Below are 19377 nucleotides of genomic sequence, written 5' to 3'. Positions count from 1 at the left end.
ATCGAGGGGCCTATTTTTTACATTTTCTGTTGTTTTTATACACGCATTATATGATTTTTTAGAAGTTATGTGGTAGGGTGAAATAGACGGGAGAGTCATGAATAGGATGGCAGTTGCATAGACTGTTAGAAGTTTTATAAAGGAGGAAATAAAACGTATGATTAAGAAATCGATTCTTACCTTGGGATTGGCTATTGGGTTAAGTCTTTCAACGCCAGTTTTAGCAAAGACGTCGTTTAGCGGTGAATACCGTCAGGGGGAGATTTTATCTTTTGGAACAAGTTTAACAAAGAGTGAAGAGGCTGCTCTCCGGGAGTATTTCGGGGTACCCGCGGATATGGAAGCTATTTATGTTGATAATGCCACAGCGATTGAGCAATTAGGGTTAGCACCTGATGCGTTAGATGATTATACGGGAGGCTGGTATTCATCGGCGTATGTTAAGTTAACGGATCAAGGAGGGGTTCAAGTTTCATCGAAAAACGTAAGTTTAGTCACGAATGAGATGTTTGCGAATGCCCTCATCACGTCAGGAATTTTAAATTGCGAAGTTAATGTTTCAGCACCGTTTATGGTGACTGGAGAGTCAGCATTGGCAGGAATTTTAGCCGGTGCGGAAGAAATTATGGGTGAGAGTCTCTCTGAGGAGAATAAAGTTATTGCGAAAGAAGAAATTGATACAACGCTAGAGGTTGCTGATGAAATTTTAAACGATGAATCAAATAATATTGATTCAAAAAGTGATTCATCAACCGTTGCATCAGGAATTATGAACGACATTAAAGAGCAAGTCATTAAGGATTCACCAAATTCAGTTCAAATTGGTCAAATCATTACGAATGTAACAAATAATTATGGAGTCGAATTAAGTGACGAAACGAAAGCACGCGTTGCCTCTTTAATGGAAAATGTGAATGATTTAGATATTGATTACTCAGAGATTAAAGATACAATGAAAAATATCGGAAATAGCATTGCCGACAGCCTCAAAGAAGCAGGCGTGCATTTGAAGGAATCTGGCCTATTAGAAAGTATCGGAAACTGGTTTTTAGATTTATTTGCCTCTTTTGGTGAATGGATTAAACAGTTATTTGTTTCTATCCCAGATTCGAATCAGGCTGAGACAGATAACAATGAGTTAGAATCAACAGTGGCACCAACGGTTGAAGAAGAGCAAGACTCACTTCCAACCAATATTGACTCAAGTTCATTAGACGAATCATTACTGGAATCGACACAGGATACAGAGGAATCTGTTGAATTGCCAGAGGCTAAGGACACGGAACAAACTCAAGTGGACGGTGTTTTGCAGGCAGACGAATTAAATCCAAATGATGAAACACAAGAGGCTCTAAATTAATAAAGAAAAAGACAGAATAACAGTTAACTGTTATTCTGTCTTTTTCTTTAAATAGCATTAATGACGATAATAAGTATAATGACGGTTTAAAGGGATAAAGGTTTGATAAAAAATATGGATTTGTCCAGAGAAGGTGTGACTCTCATTTTCAAAATTAAAGGTTCGAGTTCCCCATCCATAGCAATTATCCCATGATATCGTATGAGGACTTTCGTTGTAGTAAGTCCATTGTTGTGGGCTTGGAGGAACCGGCTCTCCCTGGTGGTCTTTAACGGGATAAGGAAGAATAAGACGGTACGTGTGAAGAATGATGTTAGGAAGATGGACGGTTTGGTTGGTGGCGGAAAATTTCTGTGTGAGTGGAGAACCTTTTAAGGGTGAAAGATCGCAGACGTGATTATTATCAAGTGTGAGGGAAATCAACTCTGTTTTGTCAGCGAGTGGCGAAATATCAGAAATTTGATTGTCGTGTAATGTTAACGTTTGGAGTTCAGTCATGTTTTGAAGGGGAGTAATATCGGTAATTTCATTTGTATATAAGTCTAAAATTGTAAGATTCGTTACTGTCTTTAAAGGGGAAATATCATGAATCTGGTTTTGATTAAGGGTTAATAAGGTTAATTTTGTCATATCTTCTAAACCGTTAATCGATTGAATTTGATTGTAATGTAACCATAAGTGAGTTAAGTTCACTAGTTTTTTTAACGATGTAACTGTTGTGACCTTTGTGTCAGAAATATAGAGTTTTTGCAAGTTTGTTAAATTCGCAAGAGGTGTAATGTCTGTTAGGTCGGTATTCATATAAAGGTGTAATTCTGTTAAACTGGTTAGGCCAGCTAATGCGCTTAAGTCGGTAATTTGATTATTGAATAATAATAATTGTGAAATCGAGTTAGGAAGTCCTGCTAAACTTGAAATATCGGATATCTGATTGTCGCCAAGCTGTAAGGATTCTAAATTAATAAGATGTGAGAACGAATCTTGTGAGGGTAAGGTTGCAATCTGATTGGTATTTAACAGAATAGTTGTTAAACTCGATGGAAGATTTGAGACGTTTGAAAGGTCGTTAATTTGATTATCGATTAAATCTAAAATTTGGAGATCGGTGAGAGCAGACAAATCCGGAAGGGTTGTCAGGTTGTTGTAAGGAAAATAAATATCTGTGACGTTGACACAGTATTCGATTCCCGTAAGGTTTGATATTTTTTGTGTTACGGGTTTTCCGTCTCCAGAATAATCAAGTTCATCTAATTGGGCGAGATCGTCATCTGTAAGTTGCAGAGTCTCAGAAGTGATTATCCCTTTATCTATGAGGGTATTGCGAAGATATGTATAAAAGGCAGCATCGGGGATATTAACGGGTGTGGCCAAAGCCATCACCTCCTTTTTAAAATTTCTACTTTAGTATATGTCTTTAGCAACAAGAGGGTGACACGATAACAAAGCATGAAGAATGTACAAAATGAGTTCCCTATGAAAACAATTTAAAAAACCATTTGAGCACGATAAAGCTCGGAGGAAATACATCCGTATTTGTGTGTGGATTCAATGGTTTTTTTATGATTAAGGATTGATAGGATAACGGAGAACTTTTAGGTTTAAAACATCTGGGACCTAGCATGAAAGAAGCTGAAGGGAAAAATAAAAGGTGAGTTAAACGACTAGGAGTCAATAAATTTTTAAAAAAGAGATGATGCACGCGTAATAGAGGTTTATTAAAGCTAAATGACTTCTCAGTATCTATAAATTTTAAAAAGTCATTTCTACGAGTGTCATTTGTCGTGCTTTTTTAAAGCGAATAAAAAATTAATTTTTTTCTAAAATTTTATTGAGTTATGTTAGCAAGTTTTTGTTGTTATTAGGTTGGTTTAATGATAGGCTTAATTTATTAAGTTAAGATAAAAAGGATGAATTAGATGAAGACATGGATGATGGTGCTAGGCATGAGTATTTGTTTAGCTGGATGTGATAAAAAGGTAGAAAAGCAGGAGGAGGTCACTCCAAGCGAATTTAAAAATTTATTAATGATGGATGAGGTTCATCGAGAGGCATATGAGAGTGACGTGACGTATCAAGTGGGGGACCCCGTTATTTTTTTAGATGATTCAGGCGTTCTTTGGCAGGTGACGCTTACTTCTTATGAAGTTGTTAAGGATCGGTATGCCGCATCGAAGGAAGCACTTGTTCTTCACTTTAATTATCGTTATCTGTTAAAAGATTTTGAGATGAATGAAACAGTGATGCCTGTCTCAATTCCAACTGTTTTTTATGAGAAATGGGCACTAAAGCCTCAAAGCTTAGCTGAGGCGAAGATTGCGTATCAATTTGGTGAATATGAAAAAAGTCCGCACATTCTTTATGAGCCAGTTATTAATCAAGAGGTAACGTGTCAACTTGTGCAACTAAAACCGAATAAAGAACAAAATTGTTTTAGTTATTATAGTTATGCGGGGGAGGGAAACTATCTGATTAGTTTTGAGGGGAACAAAAAAGAGCGTTTCAACTACTCTCTCGACATTAAACCGGAGTCGAATTTTTAGAAAAAATAACCAAAAAAATCAATATTATTCAAAAATATGCCAGGTGTGGTATGATAAATAAGGATTAGGAAAGAGCTAAAAATATAAAAGAAGGGACCATGTTATGAGTATGAAGAAAAAAATTTTAATGGGTGGGGCCATTAGCGTTTTAACCGTCGGACTTTTATATGGAGGTTATAAAGGGTACGAGTATTATACGGCAAAAGAACTTGTTGCCACTTATGAGACAAAGACATTTCCAAATATTAAAGTCAATGGACAAGATGTATCTAATTTGTCGAAGAAGAAGTTAACTCGTGCGCTAGAAAAAGAAGTTGAAAAATTTGCAACACGTAGCATTGAAATTAAAATAGATGAACATACTTTTACAAAAACATTAGATGAATTAGGGTTAACGATTGAAGAAAATCTTGAGAAATTAGCGGATGAAATTTTTACGCTTGGAAAAGATTTAGAATTGATAAAACAAGCGAAACGAATTAAAGAGGCGCCATTAAAGGAGTATCAGATTGATTATTCGTATGATGAGACATTAGTTGATGGGTGGCTTGAAACGATTGCAAATGAATTGTATGTGGAAGTAGAAGAGCCAACCTTAACGATGGTATCAGCCGGAAACTTTGAAGTGACCGGGGGCCGAGATGGATATCGTGTGGAAACAGCGGAGATTGAAGAGCAAATCAAAAAGGCTTTAAATAAGAGCTCAACAAAAGCAGTCAAAATAACAGCTGAAGGTGTTGTCACACATCCCCAACGTGATAAAGAGGCGCTTGCATCGGTTAATCATCGAATTTCAAGTTATAGCTCGACTTTCCCAGCAGGTATTCCAAGAGCCCGCAATGTGGAGTTGGCCACATCAAAAATTAATAAAACCGTGTTAATGCCAGGTGATGAATTCTCTTATACGGAAAAAGTTTCACCTGTTATTTATTCAAACGGTTATGTTGATGCAACCGTCTTTATCAATTCTAAGCCGGTTGATGGAGTAGGAGGCGGAATTTGCCAAGTATCCTCTACACTTTATAACACGGTATTAAAAGCCGGAATCTTACCGACAGAACGTCGAAACCATAGTTTACCTGTTGGATATGTTCCAAGTGGGTTAGATGCGACGATGGCAGAAGATTTAATCGATTTTAAGTTTGTGAATACGCTCGATTATCCTATTTATATTAATGCATATACGAGCGGTGGAACGTTAACCATTGATTTTTGGTCACACGAAAGTGCCCTAAACGGTGTAACGTATAAGCCTCAAGTTAGACAGTTAGCAGCGAATAAATATCAAACGTCTTTATTAGGATATGATGCAGCTGGAAATGTCGTATTTAATAAGTATATTGATACAAGTGTTTATAAATAATAAAAAGTGTTTCCATTTAGGTGGAAACACTTTTTTTCATGATTAAATGGCGCCTCACGTGTGTTAGAAGGGGCCTTTGAGGTGCCACTGATTTTAAAAATTGAATATACTAGGGTGTATCCTACTTAACTTAATCGTTCAAACCATAAAACTAATTTAACAAATGAAGGAATGTGAGGAGCACTCATGAATGTGATAGTGGATCAACAATTAAAAGCCGCACTCAATCAACAGTATTTAAATCAACCATTAGAATCAGATATAACTAAAGAACAGTTAATGAATTTACAAGGAATTCTCGTATTAGAAAACAAAGGAATAAAAGATTTAAGTGGGATTCATCATGCGATTCATGCCACGCAGATTCATCTGGGTAGCAATCAAATTAAAGATCTTTCTCCCTTAAAGGGATTAAAAAATATTGAGCAATTAAACCTTAGCCATAATCAAATTGACGACCTAAGACCGCTAAGTCAATTAAAGCAGTTAACACGCTTAGATGTGAGTAGAAATCACATTCGTAGTTTATGGCCGCTAACTAAGCTTGACCGTTTAAAAATGTTACTCGTCGACTACAACCCCCTTCAAGGTTACGAAGAGTTACGATTTATGAAAAAACTGACGTTTCTTTCTTTAAAGGGATGTGGAATTCAGACGCTATTTCCGCTCGAACCGTTAACACAATTGCAAACGTTAACGTTAGAAGAAAATAAAATTGAATCACTTGTACCGATTAGTGAACATTTTTTATTAACCCAACTTCATTTAGGCCATAACCAGATCAGTGATTTATCACCGCTTTCGAAGTTAACTCATTTACGTGTGCTATTTGTCGAAAATAATCAGATCAGCGATTTAAGTCCATTGCGCCGATTAAAACATCTTCAATTTTTGGATTTAAGTCATAATCGAGTCCGTCATCTAGACTCACTGAGTGGTCTTGAATTTTTAGAGGCCCTAAATTTAATTAATAATCAGGTGAGTGATTTGAAACCGATTGAAAAGCTTCCGTTATTAAAGGCATTATTAGCTCAGGGAAATCAAATTGCGTCTATTTCGGGGTTGAAAAAGTTATTAATTGTTAAGTTAGAACGCCAACATATCCAGTGGGAAATAGAGGGAGATAATCTTTCCTGTTTGGATCTAAGAGGACGAATCACAGATATAAATGGAACCGTTCCAATGATTTGTGTAGACCCTAAAATGGGAAGTTATGACCCTCGGAGCAAGATCGTTAGTATCCCTGAGGGAAAGACACATCTTACTTTAGGATTTGAAGGGGAATGTGAAGATGTTCCCTTTAGCGGGACAATTGATTGTGTCTTAAAGCCAAAGGTTAAAGAATAAAAAAAACACCTCTTAATAAGAGGTGTTTTTTTTATTCACTCATTGGGGGATTCATTGCTTCAAGGGCCGCTTGATATCCCGCCTGATAGCCTTCTTCAAATCCTTGGTCATAAAATTGGTTGTTCTCTTCTTCCTGTCCCACTTTATATTTTGCAGATGTACTAAGAACGTGATTAGTGACCGTCACTTGTTGAATTGAAAATTGATCTTCTTCATTTAACGTATAATCAGGAACCTTTAATGTATTTGAATCAACATAAATGGTTTCATGGGCGTTATCATTGATTTTTACACGACTAGAGTCGGTAAAGTTTTGTCCTTTGACGATGAATTGCCCTTCCTCATCTTGGTAAACCTCAGAAATGGAAATTTCATTAACCCCCATTTGTAATTTAGTTGGTTCATAAGGGTTCACTCCATCGTAAACATAGCGTTCACCGTATAGCATATCGTATTGTAGAAGTTTAAGATTTTCTTGATAATCAGCTTCATCTTTAAATTGTTGATGGTAGTTAGTTAACGTTCCATGATGGATCCCTAATTGGTCTAATACGTGTGCCCCAAGTTGATAGGCTTCGATATTAGCGTCTTGTTTTTCAAGGCCGAAATTATTCCAAATAATATACTCTGTTTGGAACATATCGCCGTTAGCTAATTCTTCATTTGTAATATCAAGGGTTGGCAAGTGATCCCCATACATGACAAGCACCGTGTCTTCGTTAATTAACGAAAGGGCAGAAATGAGCTCTGCAATAAAAGTATCCATTTCATGAATTTCATTCGTGAAATATTCAAATGAGTTTAAGCGTTCGGTGTCATCAAATCCACTTAATTTAATTTTAGAGTGATTTTCAACAGGTGTACTTGGATAATCTCCATGCCCTTGAACAGAAATCGTATAAATATAATCTGAGTTTTCAGTCGATTTTAAGGCATCAAGAATAGGTTTAATTAAATATTTGTCTTTTGCCCATCCGCGTGGGGTAAGCTCTTCTACGTTCATGTATTCAACTGATGTAAAGGTATCAAAGCCTAGCATTTTAAATACCTTTTGGCGACTATAGAACGTTCCTTTATTATTGTGAATCGCATGTGTTGAATAACCAAGGTCTTTTAAATCATAATTGATCGTTTCTGCTGTTGTCTTACGTAAGATTGATTTATACGGGTACTCTCCGGCTCCGAAGAATTCTAAGTTCATTCCTGAGATAGCTTCAAACTCCGTATTAGCAGTTCCCGCACCAACAGAAGGCACAGTTAAGAAACCTGAAGAAAATTGTTCTTTTAGTTTACGGAAGTTCGGCACAGGATCCTCTGAAAATTTTAAATCTTTCATATAAGTTGGATCAAAGAATGATTCTAATTGAAGCATAATAATATTAGGTGCCTTTTTTTGTAACATCAATTGGTTATCATTGTTGGCAACTAAATTAGAACCCCCAATCGTTGTTGATTCAGATGATGCAAGTTGCTCTTTTAGTTGATCAACTGATGCTTCAGAGTAGTTTGCTGGACGAGTAATCCCAGTGTTTAATAATGTATTTGTAAAACAGTAAGGGAATCCGTAATCGAGATATGCGAATGCAATGTTTCCAAAGTAGCTAGCCACTACATTTGTTTTTAATGCCCCTTGTGTTAAACAGAAGAAGCAGAGGATTCCGCCTAAAAACATGGGTACAGCTTTTTTATAATTGACCTTATCCTTTGATTTTGGTGCTTTAAAGAACGCAATGACGACACCAATTAGCGCTAAAGCAACGCCAAGGATGATTAATCCAATTTGAAATTTTGAAAAGTATTTTTCTAAAATATCGAACGTTGATGAGATTAATTTTAATTCGTTTGCCGTAAATGGTGTGACACGGTTGTTGAGGACAATCCCATTTGTAATTCCCCCCGCTAACCAAATGACTGAAATCGCAGTGAAAGTGAAAACTTTTCGGCGAACGAGTAGCGAGATAGATAACGTCAATAAGATTAATAACGTATTGTAAAGAAAAACGAGTGGTGAATGAACGAGATAGTTAAGTGCCGCAACAACTGAATGACGACTAAAGCTTTCGATGAGAAAGTTTAATAAGATGGCAACAAGTAACGAAATCGTATAATTGTTATATAAATATTTTTTTATCATTTCTTTCATCTGAAACCCCCATAGATAAAACCTCGGTTTGTGATGATTTTTTCGAGGTTATTAAGTTGATGAATCTTATGTCTAACCTATCAGACATTGTAGCAATCTCGTCCCTTAAAATCAATTAGAAAAATTTACTACATTTATAGGTGCCCTTTCTACGCTTACGATAGATAAGGTAGGCTAATCAGGGATGCTATTGTCTATTTTAGTGAGACTCAATTCAAGTAATTATTATACGGATAAAAATAAAGAATTCATCTCCTAGATGTGTCTTTTTATAAAATTCCTCAAACTTTTTACTTCTTATAGGTGCGGTTAACTGATGTAATCGCTTATTTTGTTTATTTCACCATAGAATGTCGAAGGTTGTAGGGCAGGAAGGGGTTATCTTTATTTATATAGGGGAGGTAGAGGAATAAAAAAAGAGAACATAAAAGTTCTCCTTTTTTAGATTCTTTTGTTAGAAAGGGTATTTTAGCTAGCTTTAGGACGTAAACATTGACTAACGCGAGAGACAATTGTTTCTTTCTCAGCGTCATTACTTCCGTTCCATAAGATTTCAAAAATAACACCGAGCCCAGGAAGTGTTTTTTCTTCCCCTGACTCAATTGCATCAATAATCGTTTCACGGATTTCATCATAGTTAGAATCATCTAAGTTTGCCATGACGGCTTTTCTTAAATCTAAGTTCATCAACATCACCTCATCATTTTATCTTTCAATTATAGTTTTTCAAAATGCACCGAAAGTATACGCGCTTTATTTGATGAAATTTTTATGGAGAAGTGGTCTATACTAAGGATGTTAGTCGTTTAAGAAAAAGGTGCCACGGATAAAAGGTGGATCGTAAGGTGTCAAGGGCTACCTTGGTTGAAAAAAAAAGAAAATGTCTTTTTACCGTAAACGCTTCATCCTATAAAATGATTTGGAAAGTTTATAAAATTATAGTAAAATAATAAAATAAATCCGTTTGCAAAGCGGTATGAACGAAAAGAAAGTAGGTCGAGGATATGGGGAATCGCTTTTTAAAGGGGGCCATGATTTTAAGTATTAGTATGTTCGCGACGAAGTTCTTAGGAATTTTGTATGTTATTCCATTTCAACAATTAGTTGGAGCTTCTGGGATGGCATTATACAACTATGCTTATACGCCATATGCCCTGTTTATTAGTTTATCCACGTTAGGAATCCCAGTTGGAATTGCAAAGTTTGTGTCAAAATATAATGCGGCTAAGGAGTATGATACGGCACGGACGATGTTTAGGTATGCAAGTTGGTTTATGATTGCACTCGGATGTGTTGGCTTTTTAACGATGTATAATATGGCGCCTTGGTATGCTAATGTCGTATTAGCAGGTCAAAGTGAGTTAGCAAATACAGTGGAAGATGTAACGATGGCGATTCAAACGATTAGTTTTGCCTTATTGATTATTCCAGTTATGGCAATTTTCAGAGGATTCTTTCAAGGGAATCAAAATATGGTTCCAACGTCAGTTTCTCAGTTTGTTGAGCAGGTCGTACGAATTGTTTTTATCCTTGTAGGCTCTTATTATATTATTCATATAAAGGGTGGAACGGCGAAGGAAGCGGTTGGTTTTTCTGTCTTTTCGGCTTTCTTAGCGGGGATTACAGCTTTTTTAATTTTGTATTATTATTGGAGAAAAAATGTAAAGCAGTATAATCAGTTGCTGAATGAAACGGTTTCTCATGAACCAAGAAATTTTGGAAATTTATTTACAGAGTTAATTGCGTATGCGATTCCGTTTGCGATTTTAGGATTGGCAACTAATCTATTCCAAATTGTGGATCAGACAACATATAATCATTACATGTTAAAGAGTGGCTTAGATGGAGTAATTGTTGAGGATTCTTACGGGATGTACGCAGGATCATTGTATAAGATTATTATGATTCCTGTCTCGTTTGCGATTTCGTTTGGTCAACCTTTAATTCCAGAGTTAACGTATCATCTGACGGAAGGAAATATGAAGTCGGTTCGTAAAAATTTAATGTTGGCGATTCAATTAACTTGTTTTATCACTGTCCCTGCCGTCGTAGGAATGGCGCTTCTTTCGGAGCCTATTTTTATCATGTTTTTTAACTCATCGGTCAAAGGCTATAATGCGATGGGAGGAGATATTTTTAGATTAGGATCGTTGCTTGGATTATTTATGGCACTTTATAGTATTGTCACGGCGATTTTACAAGGGATTGGTAAACAGTGGAATGGTATTATTTTCTTAGTGCTTTCGTTAGGAATTAAATATCTTGGAAATGTGTTATTAATTCCGATTTTTAAAACAGATGGAGCAACGATGGCGACGATGATTTCGTATACCTTCTGTATTGTCATGAGTTTAGTGGTCATTCAACGGGAGACAAAGTTTAAAGTGGCTAACTTAATTCGCCGATTGGTTGCGATTTTTGTTTTTACAGGGGTCATGGCCCTTGTTGTGGTGGGCGTGAAGTTTATTTTAGATTTATTTATGAACTATCAGGTTCATCATATGCTCTCATATTTATATGTAGGAATTGCGGGACTTTTCGGTGTTATAGTTTACTTCGGACTCGCGTGGTATTTTGATCTCATTGAGACCCTTTTTGGGACGAAATTTTCGTTAAAACGATTGAAGGGACGCATAGTTCGTCGTCGCTAGTTCATACTAAACAAAAGACAACTTAGTATGAAGGTGATGAAATGAAGCGGTTAGTTTCGTATGTCGTGTTAGGATTCGCGGTAGTAGGGCTTTTATTTGTGGGCGGTTTTCGAACGGAGATTCAGTTGACACAACAGGCCAAACTGAATATGGCGCGCTTAGGCCATGAAATTCAAGAGGTCAAAGGGTATGTTAGATCCTGGTTGGGTGAAGATAAAGAAGAGACGGTGGTGGTGAGCACTGATAATAGTCCGCAACGAGCGAGCCTAGATGTTAATTACGATGCTGCCTTAGAGATAGTAGAGGAAATGTTAAAGGATTTAGAACATTTATTTACAGCGGATCAGCAACAAGCAGTTCAAAAGGAGATGGATCAGCTGTACAAGCAACATTTATTACAACAATATAAGGATCAACTTGCACCAAGTTATTATGAATAAAAAAGTTGTTTTACATCAAATATAAAAAGAACGCCTAGGCGTTCTTTTTATATGGTCGTTTCAGGGCGAAATCCAAGATAACTTTCTACTTTTCGAAGTCTGATGTTCATATTATCAACTTTACTTTGGATGTCTTGTGGCGCTTGGGATGGACTCATATCTTGAAAAGGGGGAGTGGGATTAACGACAGGTGATCCATTAGATGTTTGTGTAGGGTTTTGTGCAGGAATGCCTGGGACACGGGTAGGTGTTGTATCAGGCGTCAAGGTGAGGGGCTGATTAGAAAAATATTGATTGCCGAGGATATTCGTTTGTGTTAAATCTTCAAGGGAAGGGGTCAAATCCTGGGGTGCTTGGGTGGGTAATGAGTCGAACGCAAAATCGTTAAATGAGGCTGAATCCGAAAATGTAACAGTGTTCATTGGTTCTGCTCCAATGTTTGAGCTAAGTGGTTCATTAAATGAAGAAGTGGGTGTCAATGACGCGTAAGTATTTTGTAGACTTGGGTTTGAAATAGATGTGACATAACTATCGTTACTCATCATCGGTTGGGGTTGATTAAAGTTGTTACCCATCATGGATTGAGGTTGATTGAAGTTATTACCCATCATGGATTGAGGTTGATTGAAGTTGTTACCCATCATGGATTGAGGTTGATTGAAGTTGTTACCCATCATGGATTGAGGTTGATTGAAGTTGTTACCCATCATGGATTGAGGTTGATTGAAGTTGTTACCCATCATCGGTTGAGGTTGATTGAAATTATGACTCATCATCGGTTGAGGTTGATTGAAATTATGACTCATCATCGGTTGGGACGAATTGAAGTTATTGCTCATCCCTGGTTGGGATGGATTGAAGTTGTTGTTCATCATTGGCTGCCCTTGATTAAAGCCGTTATTTACCATCGCGTTTATTCCTCCTGTAGGTGGGACCATTCGTCCAGAGACTTGAGGACCCGCGCTATGATTAAAGCCCATTCCTCCTTGAGGCATTCCATTTGGTCCTTGTGGCGTAGGTTTTGGCGGGTTAAGAAATTGATTTAAATAGAATTGCTCCATCTGTTCAACAGGCGATTTTGTTTTTTGTTTTTTTAGTTTACCAAACATGGGCGAAGCCCTCCTTTCTTTTAGGTAAACGAGTTTTAGACACGGGTTGTTAGGCCATACGTTAAGATGTTTGAGTCAAGCGTGAACCACAAAATAACCGGTGCCTTTAACCTGTTAATATATTCTATGATTTATGCCCTAGTTGTGTTATGATATTTTTGTTGAAAAAAAGTATTTTTGTCGGAGGATAGGCCAGTGCGTTTAGATAAATTATTAGCTCATACGGGGTATGGTACCCGTTCTGAGGTGAAGCGATTATTAAAATCAAAAGTTGTAAAGATTGATGGTCAGGTGGCGAAAGACGCCAAAGTAAAGGTTGACCTTTCATCTCAAGTTGTCACTGTTTTTGATGAAGTAGTAGACTACCGTGAATTTGTTTATATCATGATGAATAAACCGCAAAACTGTTTAAGTGCGACACGGGATCGTGATTATCGAACCGTGATCGATTTGTTAGATGAGTCGTATTTGATTTATGATGTGGCCCCCGCAGGGCGTTTAGATCGAGATACGGAAGGATTAGTGCTCTTAACAAATGACGGAAAATTAGCACATGAAATTATCTCTCCTAAAAAAGAGGTGTATAAACATTATAGAGCCCACATCAGTGGCGAGTTAACCAAGGAAGCCGTGAAGCGATTAGAGAACGGGGTCGAAATTTTAGACGGAAGCAATGAGTCTTTTATGACCAAGCCTGCAAAGCTTCAGTTAATCGGATCGATGGATGATCTAACTGTCGTTGACATTTGGATTATGGAAGGTAAATTTCATCAAGTGAAACGAATGTTTGCGAGTGTAGGGTGTAAAGTCGAGTATTTAAAACGATTAGCGATCGGTGAATTGAAATTAGACGAGTCGCTACCTTTGGGTGGATATCGTGAATTGAAAGATGAAGAGCTTGAGTTGCTACGACGAACGGTTTAATAAGATGAGGCAGGGGTCACTAAAAGGTGGCCTCTTTTTAATGGGCTAAGAGAATTGTTGCTTTCACAAAGGCGGGGACATGTGATACAATTAGGGCGATAAAAAAAGACGAAAAAGAAGAAATATTGTCAAAAAATTAAGAATATAGGTTAAGACATCTATAGTAAATAGAAGAAAGGTGCTGATAGTGATGCGTTTAAGAAAGGTAAAAGGAGCGTCCGAAACGATTGCTGCCCATCCAGAGATTGTCATCCCAAATGGTGAGGAGTTAAAAGGAAACTGGCAATCTGTTTTTGAAAAGGAACAACCTATTTATATTGAGGTAGGAATGGGGAAAGGGCAGTTTATGATTGGAATGGCTAAACAAAATCCTCATTTAAACTTTATTGGAATTGAAAAGTTTGATTCAGTTATGGTTCGTGCATTAGAAAAGGTGCTTGAGGCAGGAGAACTTCCTAATTTAAAGCTATTAAAAATCGACGCAGAAGATTTAACCGATATTTTTGCTGAGAACGAGGTAGAAGGTGTTTATTTAAACTTCTCGGATCCATGGCCAAAGCCTCGCCATGCGAAACGCCGCTTAACACATGAAAACTTCTTAACGCGCTATGAACAAATTACGGTCCCAAATGGATATTTACGTTTTAAAACGGATAATCGTTTACTTTTTGAATATTCGCTCGTTAGTGTGACAGGGTATGGAATGAAACTTGAAGATGTTGCGTTAGACTTACATCAACGAGAAGCGTTAGATTGGAATATTATGACGGAATATGAAGAGAAGTTTAGTGCAAAGGGACAACCGATTTATCGATTAGAGGCACAATTTCAATCAAAAAAGTTAGCTTAGGAAAGTGGGGATGAAGTTGAAAGTTGTGGTAGGATCAACGAATAAGGTAAAAGTGGGAGCGGTTAAGCGAATTCTCACCCCACAAGGATATGAAGTAGAAGGAGTCGATGTTTTAAGCCAGGTTTCAGACCAGCCATTTAGTGATGCTGAGACCGTATTAGGTGCAAGTCATCGTGCACAAGGGGCGCTAGCCTTTGGGGACATTGGAATTGGACTTGAGGCTGGAGTTGAATATTTAAATGATCAGCTGTTTTTAGTCAACTGGGGTGTGCTAAAAACGAAGGAAGGTCAAACCTTTTATGCGGGAGGAACGCGCCTGCCATTGCCTGATGAATTACGTGACGCCCTAGAAGATGGAATCGAATTGGGTGATGTCATTGATGGTTATTCTAAGCGACAAAATGTCCGTACAAATGAGGGAGCCATCGGCGTTTTAACAGCTGATTTTGTCAGTCGAGAAGATAATTTCTGTCATATCGTCCGCTTGTTATGGGGACAATTCGTCCGTAATAGCAATTGTTGTCGAAAATAAAAATTTGGTTAGAATCGTCTCCTATGATATAATAGAGTATATCATGTGATAAGGGGGCGATTTTTTTGTCGAAACAAAAAACTGATATGCAAAAAAACAGTGAAGAAATGAAAAAAGTATCACATTGGCTAAAAGAACAAGTGATTAATTTTACTCAATCGTCAAAACGAAAATTACAAGCCATTCGGCTAAAAAATAAATTAAATTCAACATCAGAAGGCATGAACGAACATTCATCGCGACTTCGAGTCATTAATCGTCTAACGACGACAATTAGTGGGGTAGTCGTGGTGGGACTAAGCGTTGGGCTTCTTTATATGGCTCAACCTATTGTAACAGCAGAAACGTTTGAAGGAACGATGGAAGACAGTATTAGTGCCGCATTTAATTACAAGGGAAATAATATTAATATTAAGAATGAGACACTAAGTTATCATATTCCACGACAATTTAAGTATAAATGGTCAATAGGAGTTAATGATATTATTAAATATAAAGATAACGAGGTGATTATGAATTATAATCATCAATATAGTGCTGTCGATGTGAATAATGAGACGTACGACCTCTTACGTGATGAGAATAAGGCGGCGGGTCATGAAGTTTTTTACAAAAGCTTTAATCGCGATGGAAAAAATGGATTTGTTCAATTGGTTCAATTGCCCGAGAAATATTTACTGATGGTGTTAGTGGATGGAACAAAGCTTTCAGCCATTATTGACTATCAAGAGGCCCCTTACTTAACATATAATATGTTAGTTTTAGGGCGTACGGCAGTAGCTGATGAAGTGGGAGTTGCTAAGGAATTACAAGTTTCAAAAAATGAGGCAAAATTAGAGGATGCTGAAGCGAAAGTTCGGTCGGTAGACCCTAATGTAGAGGGGCAAGGGAATGAGGCACAGGACGCTAAGGCGCCTGTGATATCGAAAGAAGATACACAAGCAACAGAAATGAGCGAGTCAGTCGATTCTTCGAATCAACAGATGGCGACTGAGGAAGGAAATCAAGTTATTCAATTTGATTTTAGTACAGAAAAGCGTCAGGAAACAGAGGGAAATAAGTAGCGAAGATGATCATCTTTGATGAGGAGCCGATGATAGAAAACTGTTATCGGTAAGTATAAAAAAGGAGGATTCATATGAAAGAGATTACGACAGTAGAGCAGTATCAAGAGATTATTAAAAATGAAAATGTGATTATTTTATTCACCGCTAATTGGTGTCCAGATTGTATGGTGATTAAACCATTTATGCCAAAAATTGAAGAGAAATACTCAAATTATCAGTTTTATACGGTTAACCGCGATCATTTAATGGATCTTTGTATCGAACTTGATATCTTTGGAATTCCTAGTTTTGTGGCCTTTAAAAATGGAAAAGAAGTGGGACGTTATGTTAATAAGGAACGTAAAACACGTGAACAAATTGAAGGTTTTATTGAATCATTGGCATAGGTCATTAAGATTAAATCGTCATGAAAACGCGTGGCGATTTTTTTTGAACATTGTTGAGAATAATGGAATTTTTCATGTATAATTAAATGTAGACATTTGGGTAATTTAGGGTGAGACAATATGAAAAAAAGGAAGATTTTTGATATTGAGAAAATTGGTTTTGGAGATGAGGAAGTTGTAGCTACTCCAAAATCAGTCTCAATAAATGAAGTGAAACAAAGAGTAAATACGGTTCGTCAATCGGAAGTTAAACCGGTGATAGACCGCCCACAGGCAATATTAAGTCAAGAAATTAAAGTGGTACAGGAAAAGAAACCGATGCCATCAACAACACGCACAGGAGAGGGACAAACGGGTGCACCAAAAACGGCCATTTATAAGCCGGTAGAGTTTGTTTCTCCGATTACTGGACGGCGCGTGCAACAACCTAAAGCGGTCCAACTCGCGCATGGGAAGTATCAATTATCGACTGCAACCATCGTTACCGATGAAGGTCAAGAAGCGGGGCAACGTGAGGAGGAGTTCGCACCTGTTTGTCGTGAGGAGCTAACAGCTATTTCTAACGAGGAGCTAAACGAGCTCTTCGAGCCGACTGATGATGTTACTCCTTGTCCCAGTTTTACAGCTGAGGAAGACGCTTCTTGTTTGGAAACAGACGAAAAAACGGTGGATCGATCAGTATCAAAAGATGAGGAAATTAACACACCGGTAGCGTCAACCCAGGCTGTGAATGACTCCATAGATGAAGGGGCACCGACGGTTGAAGAGGAACAAACGGAACGAGTAGAAAATACGGTTGCTTTTCAACAAGTAGCAGGGGGATTAAAGGAAAAAAATCAGGAGTTAGGATTAGAAGATGTCTTTTCCTTATTAGAGGATGAGGAACAATTGCCTTCGATTTTTGATTCAATTCTTTCCGAAGGTGAAGTCGACCAAGCGATTGAGCAAGATCAAGTCATTGATTTTTCTCAATCGATCGAGGAGGATGACCTTCACTCACAAGATCTCCTTTTTGAAGACGATGACGAACCTTACGATGATGAGAATTTTTGTAACGAATTATTAGATCAGGTTCAGATTGCGGATGAAGAGGAAGAGGTTATTTATTATGAAACGCCTTCTTTAGAATTGCTAAATGAACCGAAACGCGAAGATTTCATCGATGAAGAGTGGATTTTTAGCAAGATGGATATTCTTGAGCGAACGTTCCTTGATTTTGGAGTAAAGGTGAGGCTAACGGGAGAATATACGCAAGGACCAACGGTAACTCAGATTGAAATTCAGCCGGAGTCAGGAACAAAATTAAATAAAATAATGAATTTATCGGATGATCTAAAACTTAGTCTGTCTGTTGAGGAGTTACGTATTGAGCCGATTCCAGGTAAAAATACGATAGGAGTAGAAATTCCAAATCCTAAGCGGAAAATGGTTTGTTTAAAAGAGATTCTTTCGCGACCAGAATTTATTTTACATGAAAGTCCTCTTTACATTGGGTTAGGGCAAGATGTAGCAGGAAATCCAGTTTATGCGGATATCGCGGCGATGCCACACGGATTAATCGCGGGACAAACAGGTTCAGGTAAAAGTGTGTGTATTAATACCTTACTTATTAGTATGTTGTATAAAGCGAGCCCCGAGGAAGTTCGTGTGATGTTAATCGACCCTAAACGAGTAGAATTGGCTCCGTATAACACCATTCCGCATTTAATTACTCCTGTTATTTGTGATGAACACAAAGCTGCTCAAGGATTGCGCTGGGCAGTAGAAGAGATGGAGCGACGCTATGATTTATTTTTAGCAAATGGTGTTAAAGACATTAAGTCCTTTAATGAACGCCGTCACCAATTTGAAATATCTTATGGGAAACTCCCCTATATTTTAATTGTTATTGATGAGTTAGCCGACTTGATGATGGTGTCAGCACAAGAGGTTGAAGATTGTATTATGAGGATTACCCAAAAAGCTCGTGCGGCAGGAATCCATCTGATTGTTGCCACGCAACGACCAACGGTGGATGTCATTACGGGAACGATTAAGTCTAATATTCCAAGTCGGATTGCGTTTACCGTCGCCCAGGCGAATGATTCACGGGTAATTTTAGATGAGACAGGTGCTCAAAATCTGTTAGGGCAAGGTGATATGCTGTTTTTAGGAAGCAGTTCAAAGGCAAAGCGCGTTCAAGGAGCCTATATTTCAAGCGAGGAAATTGAACGTATTGTTGATTGCATCAAAGGAAAGGGGAAACCGAAGTATTTAATTGCAGATGACATCTTTAAACGTGGAACATCTGCAATGAACACGGATACAGACCCGCTCCTATATGAGGCAATGAGTTTTATCTTTGATCGCGGATATGCGACCGTATCATCTTTACAAACACGTTTACGTATTGGGTTTAATCGTGCCGCCCGAATTATTGACACGTTAGAGTTAAATGGATGGATTGGCCATCCTCAGGGGGCACAAAAGCAACGTGAAATAAAAATTACACGTTCGGAGTTTGAAAGTTTACAAGATCAAACGCGCCTATAAATAAAATGAGAAAAAACGTTCCCTCTTCATTGTCATGAGGGAACGTTTTTTTATAGGTGGATGATATAATGGAAAGAATCGTAAAAAGACGGTTTCCAAATACATGATAAATGATATAATAGTAAGGAAATTA

The 19377-nt window shown here is 37.6% G+C and carries 16 protein-coding genes; 12 read left to right on the top strand and 4 right to left on the bottom strand.

Annotation, left to right across the window (positions count from 1 at the left end; genetic code table 11):
* The first annotated feature begins 157 nt into the window (after positions 1-157).
* Complete coding sequence (locus AC6I0I_RS07470; RefSeq protein ID WP_161832908.1) at positions 158-1360, top strand: DUF1002 domain-containing protein; 1203 nt, start codon at positions 158-160, stop codon at positions 1358-1360.
* Positions 1361-1417: 57 nt separating this feature from the next.
* Here the strand turns inward: AC6I0I_RS07470 and AC6I0I_RS07465 are convergent, their stop codons facing one another.
* Positions 1418-2731, bottom strand: coding sequence for a leucine-rich repeat domain-containing protein (locus tag AC6I0I_RS07465; RefSeq protein WP_237658971.1), 1314 nt, complete (start codon positions 2729-2731; stop codon positions 1418-1420).
* Between the two features lie 545 nt (positions 2732-3276).
* On the opposite strand from AC6I0I_RS07465, the gene AC6I0I_RS07460 reads away from it, so the two are divergent.
* From AC6I0I_RS07460 to AC6I0I_RS07450, 3 genes are all read left to right on the top strand, one after another.
* A complete protein-coding gene (locus tag AC6I0I_RS07460; protein WP_161832512.1) occupies positions 3277-3900 on the top strand; it encodes a hypothetical protein in 624 nt (207 codons plus the stop codon).
* A 103-nt stretch (positions 3901-4003) separates the two neighbouring features.
* Positions 4004-5263: a VanW family protein gene (locus tag AC6I0I_RS07455; RefSeq protein WP_161832511.1), complete on the top strand. Its 1260-nt coding sequence runs from the start codon at positions 4004-4006 to the stop codon at positions 5261-5263.
* A gap of 186 nt (positions 5264-5449) precedes the next feature.
* Complete coding sequence (locus tag AC6I0I_RS07450; RefSeq protein WP_262953795.1) at positions 5450-6610, top strand: leucine-rich repeat domain-containing protein; 1161 nt, start codon at positions 5450-5452, stop codon at positions 6608-6610.
* A gap of 31 nt (positions 6611-6641) precedes the next feature.
* Here the strand turns inward: AC6I0I_RS07450 and AC6I0I_RS07445 are convergent, their stop codons facing one another.
* A complete protein-coding gene (locus tag AC6I0I_RS07445; RefSeq protein WP_262953796.1) occupies positions 6642-8753 on the bottom strand; it encodes an LTA synthase family protein in 2112 nt (703 codons plus the stop codon).
* A gap of 468 nt (positions 8754-9221) precedes the next feature.
* Positions 9222-9440, bottom strand: a complete 219-nt coding sequence (gene sspI, locus AC6I0I_RS07440; protein ID WP_161832508.1) for a small acid-soluble spore protein SspI — start codon at positions 9438-9440, stop codon at positions 9222-9224.
* A 317-nt stretch (positions 9441-9757) separates the two neighbouring features.
* On the opposite strand from sspI, the gene AC6I0I_RS07435 reads away from it, so the two are divergent.
* Together AC6I0I_RS07435 and AC6I0I_RS07430 are read left to right on the top strand one after the other, a co-directional pair.
* Positions 9758-11404 carry a putative polysaccharide biosynthesis protein gene (locus AC6I0I_RS07435; RefSeq protein WP_161832507.1) on the top strand — a complete coding sequence of 549 codons (1647 nt, stop codon included), beginning with the start codon at positions 9758-9760 and terminating at the stop codon, positions 11402-11404.
* Positions 11405-11445: 41 nt separating this feature from the next.
* A complete protein-coding gene (locus tag AC6I0I_RS07430) occupies positions 11446-11844 on the top strand; it encodes a hypothetical protein (protein WP_161832506.1) in 399 nt (132 codons plus the stop codon).
* A gap of 47 nt (positions 11845-11891) precedes the next feature.
* On the opposite strand, the gene AC6I0I_RS07425 is transcribed toward AC6I0I_RS07430, so the two are convergent.
* Positions 11892-12953 carry a hypothetical protein gene (locus AC6I0I_RS07425; protein WP_497993528.1) on the bottom strand — a complete coding sequence of 354 codons (1062 nt, stop codon included), beginning with the start codon at positions 12951-12953 and terminating at the stop codon, positions 11892-11894.
* 195 nt (positions 12954-13148) lie between these two features.
* Between AC6I0I_RS07425 and AC6I0I_RS07420 the strand changes: the two genes are divergently transcribed.
* The 6 genes from AC6I0I_RS07420 (at position 13149) to AC6I0I_RS07395 (ending at position 19244) form a co-directional block, all read left to right on the top strand.
* Positions 13149-13877, top strand: a complete 729-nt coding sequence (locus AC6I0I_RS07420; protein WP_161832504.1) for a pseudouridine synthase — start codon at positions 13149-13151, stop codon at positions 13875-13877.
* Positions 13878-14067: 190 nt separating this feature from the next.
* Positions 14068-14727, top strand: a complete 660-nt coding sequence (gene trmB, locus AC6I0I_RS07415; RefSeq protein WP_161832503.1) for a tRNA (guanosine(46)-N7)-methyltransferase TrmB — start codon at positions 14068-14070, stop codon at positions 14725-14727.
* A gap of 10 nt (positions 14728-14737) precedes the next feature.
* A complete protein-coding gene (locus AC6I0I_RS07410; RefSeq protein ID WP_237658970.1) occupies positions 14738-15259 on the top strand; it encodes a DUF84 family protein in 522 nt (173 codons plus the stop codon).
* Positions 15260-15324: 65 nt separating this feature from the next.
* A complete protein-coding gene (locus AC6I0I_RS07405) occupies positions 15325-16323 on the top strand; it encodes a hypothetical protein (protein WP_161832502.1) in 999 nt (332 codons plus the stop codon).
* A gap of 74 nt (positions 16324-16397) precedes the next feature.
* On the top strand, positions 16398-16712 hold the full coding sequence (locus tag AC6I0I_RS07400) for a thioredoxin family protein (protein ID WP_161832501.1): 315 nt from the start codon (positions 16398-16400) through the stop codon (positions 16710-16712).
* A 120-nt stretch (positions 16713-16832) separates the two neighbouring features.
* A complete protein-coding gene (locus AC6I0I_RS07395; RefSeq protein ID WP_161832500.1) occupies positions 16833-19244 on the top strand; it encodes a DNA translocase FtsK in 2412 nt (803 codons plus the stop codon).
* The last annotated feature ends 133 nt before the right edge of the window (positions 19245-19377 follow it).

The sequence above is a fragment of the Turicibacter sp. St.80E1 genome (assembly GCF_059728495.1).
This window is presented reverse-complemented; position numbering and strand designations above follow the sequence as displayed.